This window comes from Intrasporangium sp. (genome assembly GCF_035280925.1).
Lineage (GTDB): Bacteria > Actinomycetota > Actinomycetes > Actinomycetales > Dermatophilaceae > Intrasporangium.
Genome location: NZ_DATEEY010000231.1, coordinates 1 through 9,912, shown reverse-complemented (window position 1 = coordinate 9,912; position 9,912 = coordinate 1). Strand labels below are relative to the sequence as shown.

General features: G+C 70.2%; 11 protein-coding genes. 3 read left to right on the top strand and 8 right to left on the bottom strand.

The genetic code is table 11. The annotated features are described in order from the left end of the window. Positions 1-133 precede the first annotated feature (133 nt). On the top strand, positions 134-520 hold the full coding sequence (locus VJN29_RS20310) for a VOC family protein (protein ID WP_324145460.1): 387 nt from the start codon (positions 134-136) through the stop codon (positions 518-520). Between the two features lie 15 nt (positions 521-535). Here VJN29_RS20310 and VJN29_RS20305 read toward each other — a convergent pair whose 3' ends face one another. Continuing rightward, complete coding sequence (locus VJN29_RS20305) at positions 536-2,104, bottom strand: acyl-CoA synthetase (protein WP_324145459.1); 1,569 nt, start codon at positions 2,102-2,104, stop codon at positions 536-538. Further along, positions 2,097-2,384: a DUF1905 domain-containing protein gene (locus VJN29_RS20300; protein ID WP_324145458.1), complete on the bottom strand. Its 288-nt coding sequence runs from the start codon at positions 2,382-2,384 to the stop codon at positions 2,097-2,099. Before VJN29_RS20300 ends, VJN29_RS20305 begins: the two co-directional genes overlap by 8 nt. A gap of 72 nt (positions 2,385-2,456) precedes the next feature. On the opposite strand from VJN29_RS20300, the gene VJN29_RS20295 reads away from it, so the two are divergent. Then, positions 2,457-3,161: a hypothetical protein gene (locus tag VJN29_RS20295; protein WP_324145457.1), complete on the top strand. Its 705-nt coding sequence runs from the start codon at positions 2,457-2,459 to the stop codon at positions 3,159-3,161. 17 nt (positions 3,162-3,178) lie between these two features. Here VJN29_RS20295 and VJN29_RS20290 read toward each other — a convergent pair whose 3' ends face one another. Both VJN29_RS20290 and VJN29_RS20285 read right to left on the bottom strand, forming a co-directional pair. Next, positions 3,179-4,195 (bottom strand): helix-turn-helix transcriptional regulator, encoded by a 1,017-nt coding sequence (locus VJN29_RS20290; RefSeq protein WP_324145456.1) that lies wholly within the window; start codon positions 4,193-4,195, stop codon positions 3,179-3,181. A gap of 208 nt (positions 4,196-4,403) precedes the next feature. Beyond that, complete coding sequence (locus VJN29_RS20285) at positions 4,404-5,252, bottom strand: sigma-70 family RNA polymerase sigma factor (protein WP_324145455.1); 849 nt, start codon at positions 5,250-5,252, stop codon at positions 4,404-4,406. 252 nt (positions 5,253-5,504) lie between these two features. Between VJN29_RS20285 and VJN29_RS20280 the strand changes: the two genes are divergently transcribed. Beyond that, positions 5,505-5,876, top strand: coding sequence for a hypothetical protein (locus VJN29_RS20280; protein ID WP_324145454.1), 372 nt, complete (start codon positions 5,505-5,507; stop codon positions 5,874-5,876). Between the two features lie 67 nt (positions 5,877-5,943). Here the strand turns inward: VJN29_RS20280 and VJN29_RS20275 are convergent, their stop codons facing one another. From VJN29_RS20275 to VJN29_RS20260, 4 genes are all read right to left on the bottom strand, one after another. Then, positions 5,944-6,630 (bottom strand): UdgX family uracil-DNA binding protein, encoded by a 687-nt coding sequence (locus tag VJN29_RS20275; RefSeq protein ID WP_324145453.1) that lies wholly within the window; start codon positions 6,628-6,630, stop codon positions 5,944-5,946. Positions 6,631-6,633: 3 nt separating this feature from the next. Then, entirely contained in the window at positions 6,634-7,758 is a 1,125-nt protein-coding gene (locus tag VJN29_RS20270; protein ID WP_324145452.1) for a glutamate--cysteine ligase, read from the bottom strand. Between the two features lie 101 nt (positions 7,759-7,859). Further along, positions 7,860-8,735, bottom strand: a complete 876-nt coding sequence (locus VJN29_RS20265) for an SDR family oxidoreductase (RefSeq protein ID WP_324145461.1) — start codon at positions 8,733-8,735, stop codon at positions 7,860-7,862. A 29-nt stretch (positions 8,736-8,764) separates the two neighbouring features. Next, on the bottom strand, positions 8,765-9,751 hold the full coding sequence (locus VJN29_RS20260) for a TIGR03885 family FMN-dependent LLM class oxidoreductase (RefSeq protein ID WP_324145451.1): 987 nt from the start codon (positions 9,749-9,751) through the stop codon (positions 8,765-8,767). Between the last annotated feature and the right edge of the window lie 161 nt (positions 9,752-9,912).

Genomic DNA, 9,912 nt, shown 5'->3' with positions numbered 1-9,912 from the left:
CTGGGCCTACCACGCCCTCGCTCCGCACACTCTGGTGGACACCCCTCACACCGTCGAGATCTTCCACATCCGCTGACTGGTGACATCAGTCGCGGGATGGCGTGTACTGGAGCGACCGACGAAAGGTGACAACATGTTTCGTGACACCAAGGCCTTCAGCGGGTTCTCGGTCAACGACGTCGCTGCGGCACGAGCCTTCTACGCGGACACTCTGGGGCTGGACGCCACCGAGGAGAACGGCATGTTGACCCTCCGCATCGCCGGCGGCAACACCGTGCTCCTCTATCCCAAGGACAACCACGAGCCAGCGACGTACACCGTGCTCAACTTCCCGGTCGACGACATCGAGTCGGCCGTCGACCAGCTGACCTCCCGCGGTGTGACGTTCGAGCGATACGAGGGCACGCCGGTCGAGACGGATCCAAGGGGGATCTTCCGCGGTGGTGGCCCCCTCATCGCCTGGTTCACCGATCCCGCGGGCAACGTCCTGTCCGTCATCGAGGCTCCCGGGCCGGACTGACCCGGTCGGCCGCCGTCAGTGGATGAGGCGTCGCAGGTCGCGGCGTCGCAGTTTGCCGTTGCCGGTCCGAGGCAGGGCATCGACGTAGACGATCTCGCGCGGCCGCTTGTACGCCGCGAGGTGGCCGGCCGCATGGGCCAGCAGGGCCGCGGGGTCCACGTCATCAGGGTCATCGGCGTCACGTGGCACGACGAACGCCGCGATGATGCGCACTCCCGGGCGCACCTCGACCTCCGTCACACCGACCTCGGCGACGGAGGGATGTCGCGCGAGGCAGTCCTCGACCTCGAGCGGCGACACCCGGTATCCCATGGCGTTCATGACGTCATCCGCGCGCCCGTGGAAGGTGAGGTAGCCATCGGCGCCGATCTCGACGAGGTCACCCCCGACGAACCAGTCACCGCGCAGCACCTGCGTCTCCTCCTCCGGGCGCCGCCAGTAGCCGAGCATCAGCCCTGGATCCGTACGGTGGACGGCGAGCAGCCCCGTCTCACCGGGCTGGAGCGGCGCCTCGCCACCGTCGACCGGCAGCACGGTGACGCACCGGCCGGGCTGCGGCCGCCCAGGACTACCCGGCCGCACCGGCGTCCCCGGCCCGGACGAGATGAACGTCGAGACCTCGCTCATGCCGAGCGCCTCGTACAGCTCGAGTCCCGTGCGCTCGCGCCACTCCTCCAGCAGCGCTGGCGGGAGCGCCTCGCCGGCAGTGACGCCATGCCGCAGGGACGAGAGGTCGGCCGCCTCCAGGGCCGCGCTGCGCAACAGCTGCCGGTACACGCCCGGCACCGCCGCGAAGATCGTCGCCCGGTGCGCCTCGATGAGCCGCGCCCACACGCCGGGATCGCGAGCGCCGTTGTAGATCAACGCCGTTGCCTGGTTTGACCACGGGTCGGTCAGCCCCACACCAAGCGTATACGTCCAGTTGAAGGCACCCGCGTGCAGCAGGACGTCCCCCTCGCGCAGCCCGAGCCACGCGTCGTGCATGGGCCGCCGTCCCCAGGCCGAGCGGTGCGCGTGCAGGACTCCCTTGGGACGGCCGGTCGTTCCCGACGTGTAGACGAGGAACGCCGGGTCGTCGTCACGGGTCAGGCCGTATGCCGCTGGGCTGGCTTCCACGCGCCAGCGGGCCACGTCGTCGGGCGAGACCCGTGAGACCGCAGGCGGGAGGTCGACGGCGAGGGCGTCACTCATGGCGACGGCGCGAGCGCCCGAGTCCTCGACGAGGAAGCCGACCTCGTCGGGCGTCAGCTGCGGCGAGGTCGGCAGCGAGATGATGCCGGCGGCCATGGCCCCGAAGTGCAGCAGCGCGTAGTCGCTCGTGTTGCCCAGGCGGATCACGAGCCGATCACCCGGCTCCAGTCCCTCATCGAGCAGCCCCGCGGCGACCGACCGCACGGCATGGTCCAGCTCACCGAAGGTCCAGCGCTCTGCCCCCTCGGCCGATGCGGTGGCGTCGGTGACGACGACCAGCGCGACGCGATCGGGTGCCGCCGCGGCGGCCCGGGCGATGACCAGCTCGGCGAGGTTGAGCCGCTCCGGAGCCGGCTCACCCGCGTAACCGGCCTCCGTGCCCGCGTCAGACATCGATCGTGAGGCGGAGCTCGACGACGTCGCCGAGCTCGAGCGCCTCGGCCCGCCGAACGCGGTCCTTGAGTGGCACGAGGAACCGGCCATCCTTGGGGAACAACGAGGTCGTGAACTCGGTCCGGCCGACCCGCGCCGTCACCGGGATGACGCCCCAGCCGTAGGTGACCAGCCCCTTCGCCGCCTCGATCTGGGCCGACTCCTCGTCTGGCACGGGGACGAAGTGGAACGGCGAGGGACCCCGCCACCAGATGATCTCGCCGCTGAACTCCAGCTCCACCCGCTCAGGCTAGGCCGTGGCGGCTCACCGGCGGACACTGAACCCAAGGGGGACGCGAACCAAGGAGGGGCCATGTCGATCGATTCGCAGCCGGAGACGTCCGTGCCGGCGAGCACCGAGGCCGTCCGACTGCGCCCGGAGGTGGCGACCATTCTCGCGACGGAGCACTGGAGCCTGCTCGGCACCCGGAGCATGACCTGGAACGAGGTGATGAGCCGCATCACGATCCATCTCACCGTGCTGTCAGCCTTCCTCGTCGTGCTCGCGCTTGTCGCGCAGGCCACCGGATTCGGCCCTCCGTTCCAGGTCCTCTCCATCGGTTTCGCCGCCACCGCTCTCATCCTGGGATCCTTGACCAGCCTGCGCGTGAACTCAGCGACTCAGGAGGATGTCCAGCTCGTCCGAGCGATGAACCGGCTGCGCAACGCCTACGTCCAGCTGGCGCCGGAGATCACCCCGTTCCTGACCACTTCGACGCATGACGACGATGCCGGCCACCTGCACACCCTGGCGCTGGGCCGTCAGCGGCACCTCCCGGCCATCATCATCGGCAGCACCTCGTTCTTCCTGTTCGTGGTCAACACCCTCGTGGCGGGAACGCTCGGGGCGCTCATCGCCGATGCGGCGGGGGCCTCAACGGCGTGGACCGTCGTGGTTGGCGTGGCAGCAGCCATCGTCCATGTCTGCGTCGTCGTCGGGCTGACGTGGTGGTTCTACGGCGGGCCGCTCGAGGACGTTCGGTTCCCGTCGCCAGCACCCAGGACGGGGAAAGGCTGACTCCAGCGTGAGTGCGTTCAGCTCGCCAGCGTCTGGCTCGGAGGCTCGCCGTAGGCCTCGCGGTAGTACGAGGTGAAGCGGCTCGACCCGCTGAAGCCCCACTTCGAGGCGACCGCGGTGACGGTGACACCGTCGCGCGGACCGGCGAGCTCGAGCTCCTCGTGCACCCGCGCCAGACGCACCCGGCGCAGGTAGGCCATCGGCGTCGTGTCGAGATGGCGCCGGAAGGCGAGCTGGATGGCCCGTGGCGTCACCCCGGCCGCTGCGGCGATGTCACCGGCGGTGAGGTCCTGGTCCGCGTGCTCCTCGATGAACGAGATCGCATCCCGAACCGTCTCGGCCGTGATCGGCAGGTCCCGCGGGGCATCGGCCCCAACGCGAACCGCCTCCATCGTCGAGTTGGGGAACGTGCAGAGGGCGACGGCTGCGAGGAACCGCGCCGACTCCCCGACGACGAGCGGACTGACCGGGCCACCGGACCCGCCCGCCAAGGTCCTGGCGACGTGGTCGACGGTCTCCTGCCAGTGGCGCTCGGCCGCCTGGCTGACCGGGCGCGTGCCGGTGAACACCAGGTCCCGAACGCCCGTCGTTGCGGCGGCGACGTCTCGGAGCAGACCAAGGTCGATGCGGACGCCGCGCGCCCGGGGCTCGTCCCCGGTCCAGTCAACTCGACTGCCCCGGGTGTCCCAGACGATGCAGACGGACTCACCGGGCCCGACCTGCTCCCGGATCCCCGCCGCCTTGGCCTCGTAGGTGAGCAGCCCGCGCTCACCGGTGACGAAGAGGACGGAAGCGGGTGGCTCTGCACGGTCCGCTGCTCGTACCTCGGCCGACACTCCGGCAGTGGTGACCACGTCGATGGAGAAGCGACCGGCATCCGTGTGGGAAAGGGAGAAGTAGTACCCGTCCGGACAGCCGATCAGGCGGAGCGGAACGGTGAGCTCCTCCGCGCAGATCTGCTCGATCTCGGCCGGGTCGGTCGTCGTGAAGGCGACCTTGCGAATGGTGCTCGTGATGGCGAGCGATGAGGACATGTTCAACTCCGAGGCTGACGTGTCCGAGGGCCCATGGTTTGACCCATCAGCAGCCGTCTCCGGCTCACCGACATTCTGACGATACCCCAGCAGCGCCCACAATGGGGTGGGAGAGCCTTGCCTTTCTTCTGCTCCCGGACGCGGTGAACGCGCCGACGTCGTCGGCGCGTTCACGCGGCTCTCCCGACCGACCGAGGCCGGCCCGGGTTCAGGCGGCGACGGCGTCGCGGACCTCGTCGACCGTGACACCCATCTGTGCGCGCAGCTTCTCGAGCACCGCACGCACGAGGCGGGACACCTGCATCTGGCTCACGCCGAGGGCGAGACCGATCTCCTTCTGCGTCATCGCGTCGACGAAGCGCATCTGCAGCAGCTCACGATCCTTCTGCGACAGGCTGCCCAAGGCGGCGGACAGCGAGACGCGGTCAGCGGCCGACTCGAGCTCCTCCTGGGGCTCGGCGAGGCTCTCCGCGAGGGAGCGCGACTCGTCGTCGCCGAAGGTGAGGTCGAGCGACAGCGGATGGTAGCTGTGCTCCGCGGACAGGCACTCGACCACGTGGTCGGGGTCGACCCCGACCTCCTCTGCGAGGTCCGTGGCGGTGGGGCTGGTGCCGTGCTCCTGCTCCCAGTGCTCACGTGCGAGACGCAGCACGGGGCCGAGCTCCTGGAGCCGGCGGGGCGGGCGGACCATCCAGCCGTGGTCCCGGAAGTGCCGCTTCAGCTCGCCCGAGATCGTCGGGAGCGCGTAGCCGATGAACGACGTGCCGGGTCCCGGCTGGTACCGCCGAATTGCGACGACGAGCGCGAGCCGTGCGACCTGGACGAGGTCCTCGGTCGGAATGCTGCGCCCTGCGTATCGTGCTGCAACCCCGTCACAGAGGTCGAGGTGGAGCCGGACGATCTCTTCGGTGAGCCTTTCGCGCTCCGCGCAGTTCTTTGTACGCGAGAGCTCGAGGAGCAGCTCCTCCGCCTTCCGGTCCCTCTCGACGAATCGGCCACGTCGGCGGCTGATCGGGCTGGGGTTGGTGGTGGGGGTAACGGACTTCATGCGTGACATGACTCATCTCCTGCGTGTGCGGGTGACGGAGTCAGCTCGTGGTTGAACCGCTCGTGAAGCCGTCTCAACCTTCTCGGGGAAGCGCTTCACGCGACCACCACACAAACGAACACTTCTCCCGACCGACCCCCCCGAAAGCGAAGTCTGGGTGGGCGCCGTTCACCTTCGTCGGCGACCGTTTGGCACGCTCCCCCGCGGGTAGACGGCGCAACACGAGCACGGAACGCACCAACCTGCGCGAAAGGAGTCGTCGTGAGCGTGACGAGCTTCCAGGACCTGCCCCTCGCCGACCGCGACCGGGAATGGGACGGTGACGCCGCTGAGCGCCGCGTCAGGACCTGGGCCGCCGCAGAGGACGGCCCCAACGAGAAGTACCGCGACGCCCACGTCTGGTACGACTCCGACAACAAGGACAACTTCACCGCCTACAAGCTGCTCATCGCTGACGTCGTGGATGGCCGGCTCAAGGCGGTGCCCCGTGGGGTCATGGCAGCCGCCGCGGTGATGCAGGGCTCGCGCGGCGGAGTCGACCTGCCGGCGCGAGACCGCGACCGGGTCCGCAGCCACCTGGCCAAGTACTACGCCAAGTGGGGAGAAGAGGCACCGTGGGAGCGTGACGAGTGAGCGACGGATGAAGGGGTATGCCGCTCTGCTCGTTGGCCCGCGACGTGGCGACCCAGCCCTCCCGCCCTCAGCGGCGGTCCAGCAGGTCCTTCGCCACGGCAAGGTCGCGCACGAGAGCGGCACGGTCCACCTCACGCTGCCGCGAGCGCAGGACCGACGACGGATGCGCGGTCGCCACCGCCACTGGCGGCGGGTCGAGTGACAGACCGGCGAAGCCCGATGGCTCACCGGTCGCGTCGCCTCCCGGCCACTCGAGCGGCCTGCCTCTCGCCTCACCGACTCGGAACGCAGGACCGTAGATCGCCTGGCCCGCCGTGCTGCCGAGGATCACGACGACCTCGGGCTTGACGAGCCCGAGCTCGGTGAGCAGCCAGGGCTCGCACGCCGCTACCTGCCAGCGCACCGGCGTCTTGTGGATCCGCTTGCCACCCTTGTCGACGTGGCGGAAGTGCTTGACGACGTTGGTGCGGAACGCGTCACCCGCCTCCATCCCCGCCTCCCCCAGCGCTCGGTCGAGCAGCCGTCCCGCCGGCCCCACGAACGGCAGGCCGGCGAGATCCTCCTTGTCCCCCGGCTGCTCGCCGATGAGCATGAGCCGTGCGGGTACTGGCCCGTCGCCCATGACTCCCTGCGTCGCGTCGCGGTACAGGTCGCAGCCGCGACAGCCGTCGACCGCCTCACGCAGGCGGCGCAGCGTCGGCCTGTGGGGAACGAAGGGCTCCGCGCCCGGGTACTCGTCCGCCGTGCCAGCCATCGGTCAGTCCTCTTCCTCCTGCCCGGCCGTGACCCGTACGGCGCGGGCGACGACGTCGATGAGCTGCCCCGTCCGCTCCCTCGTGCGCTCCTGCAGCTGGGCGCCGTTGCCGCGGGTGCGGACCCGTTCGAGGCCCTCCTTGACCACCTCGACGTCGCCGGCCTCGCCCAGCGCCGGGCGGATGTGCTCGACGAGCCGGTCGACGACGTCCCAGGCTCGCTGCGGGCGCAGGGTGAAGGGGTCGAGGAGCCGGCCGGAGACGCCCTCGCGCGCGGCCTGCCAGGTCGCGAACCGCACCAGCGTCGTTGGCACCGCGGGCGCCTCGACCGACCGGGCCCACTCGCGAGCTGCCGTCTCGACGAGGCCGCGGCCGAGCGCTGCGACCAGGACGGAGTCACTGGCCCGCAGGCAGACGTCCGCCACGCGGATCTCGACCGTCGGGTAGTGCTGGGACAGCCGCGCATCGAAGTAGACCATCCCTTCGTCGAGGATGACGGAGGACATCGTCAGGTTGCGCACCATCCGGTGGTAGGCCGCCGCCGAGCCGAAGAGCTCCGTCGGCCCGTTCGAGGGCCATCGACCGAAAGACTGTGAGCGCCAGCTCGCGAAGCCGGTGGCATCGCCGTTCCAGAATGGCGAGTTCGCACTCAGGGCCAGCAGCACCGGGAGCCAGACGCGGATCCGGTCCAGGACGCCGACCCCCTCCTCGTCCGAGTCGACGGCGACGTGCACGTGCAGCCCGCAGGTCAGGTGCTCGCGGGCGACGATCTGGTAGCGCTCGTGCATCCATGCGTAGCGGGTGGACTCGACAGGCACGGGAGTGACCGGGAACGGGGATGTCGCAAGGGCGGCGACGGCCGAACCCACCTGCCGCGCGGCCGAGCTCGCTTCGCCGCGCCAGTGGCGGACCTCCCTGCTGAGGTCGTCGAGCGACTCGACGGGCGCGGTGTGCGTCTCGATCATCTGCTGCTGGAACTCGCCCTCGAGGGCCCCACGCACGCCGAGGCCGGCGACCGGCTGCTCGTTCAGCGCAGCACGGAGGACGAGCTGTCCGGACACCGACCGCGGCCGCCCGTTGCGAACGTCGACGAGGAGCATCTCCTCCTCGACGCCAACCGTCCTTGCCATCCATCCACCTCCCCTTCGAGGGAGCTGAATCGAGGGTACGCCCCCGCTCCCCACGCAGGCCCGCGCTGGGAGCGAGCTCAGCGGCATACGGCCACATCTGGTCAGAAGACTGCCTGGCCTCCCGTCACCCCGAGCACCGTCCCGGAGACGAAGCTGGCGTCCGACGGGGATGCGAGGAAGACGAAGGCCGGGGCCACCTCGCCGGGCTGGCCGGCCCGGCCCAGCGGCGTGTCGGACCCGAACGTCTCGATCTTCTCGGTCTCGCGGGTCGCCGGCTGCAGGGGCGTCCAGATCGGGCCCGGCGCAACGGCGTTGACCCGGATTCCCTTGGGACCCAAGGACTGCGCGAGGTTGACGGTGAGGTTGTTGAGCGCCGCCTTGGTCGCCGCGTAGTCGAGCAGTGCCGGTGACGGGTCGTAGGCCTGGATGGAGGTCGTGTTGATGATGGACGACCCCGGCTGGAGGTGTGGGAGCGCGGCCCGGCAGAGCCACAGGACGGCATGCAGGTTGGTCCGCATGACCCGCTCGATGTTGTCGTCCGTCAGGCCCTCCAAGCCTTCGCCCGGGCCCTTGTCCCAGTGGAAGCCCGCGTTGTTGACAAGGACATCGAGGCCACCCAGCCCGGCCACGGCGTCCGCGACCACCCGGTCGCAGGTCTCGCGGTCGGTGAGGTCGCCGGGGACGAGGACGGCGTTGCGGCCGGCCCTGCGCACCCAGGACGCCGTGTCCTCGGCATCGGACTGCTCGTCCTCGAGATAGCTGATCGCCACGTCGGCCCCCTCACGGGCGTAGGCGATGGCGACGGCCCGGCCGATGCCGGAGTCGCCTCCCGTGATGAGGGCCCTGAGATCGGCGAGCCGGCCGTGCCCCTCGTAGGTCTCCTCGCCGTGGTCGGGGACCGGCTCCATCTCGGTCGTCAGGCCCGGCGGGTCCTGCTGCTGGGGTGGGAAACCGCCCTTGTCGTCATTCCTCACCATCGAGGCCGCGCGTTCTCCGATGCTGCTGCTCACGATGTACTCCGTCCAATCAGGTCAGCGGTGGCGAACTGCGGGAGCACCTGGGCGCCGAAGGCGTCGATGAACCGTGACTGCTCCGTGCCGACGAAGTGCACCATGACCGCGTCGAAGCCTTCGTCGAAGGCCTGCCGGATGCGGGCCGCATGTGCCTCGAGGTCGCTCGACACGTGGACGGCGCGTCTGACGTCGTCCTCTGTCGCGTGCCGGCCGAGCTCGTCGAAGGCCTCGACGGAGTTCGTGTCCCAGGCCACGGGGGCGCCGTAGACGTTGCTTCGCCACTGCTGCATGGCGATCTCGACGGCCTCGTCCTCGGAGGGCGCCCAGCTCACGTGGAGCTGCAACCGGGCCTGCCCCTTGCCACCCTGGTCACGGTAGGCGGTCAGCGCACGCCGGTCGCCGCCCTCCTGCTGGTTGACGGTGATGAGGCCGTCGGCCCAGTCCGCCGCCCGCGCCGCCGTCTCCGGGGTCACGGCCGCAGCGACGAGGTCCGGACGGCGGCTGGGCCGCGACCACACCCGGGCGCGGTCCACGGTGACGAGCCCGTCGTGCGAGACCTCCTCGCCCTCGAGGAGGCGCCTGATGACGTCGGCACACTCGATGAGCCTGCGGTCGCGCAGCTCCTTCCGTGGCCACGTGTCGCCGGTGACGTGCTCGTTGACCGCCTCGCCGGAGCCCAGGGCCGCCCAGAACCGGCCGGGGAACATCTCGCCCAGCGTGCCGATCGCCTGCGCGGTGATCGCCGGGTGGTAGCGCTGGCCCGGTGCGGTGACCACGCCGAAGGGCAGCGTGGTCGCGTTGAGGGCGGCGCCCAGCCAGGACCATGCATAGCCGGACTGGCCCTGGTCGGTGCTCCACGGCTCGAGGTGGTCGGAGCACATGGCGGCGGTGAAGCCCGCCGCCTCGGCGTGCTTGACGTCCTCGAGGAGCTGCGACGGGGGAATCTGCTCGTGCGAGCAGTGGAAGCCGATGGTGGGCATCCTGGATACGTCCTTCGTCAGGGGGCAGGGGTCAGGGGTCAGGGGCTGGTCAGGGCGGCGCTGGGATCGTGGTGGCGTCGTGCGTGCAGCAGCCGTCTACCCCCGGCTGACGACGCAAAACACCGACGTCCGGGCGCAAAGACGTGGTTCGGGACCCATTC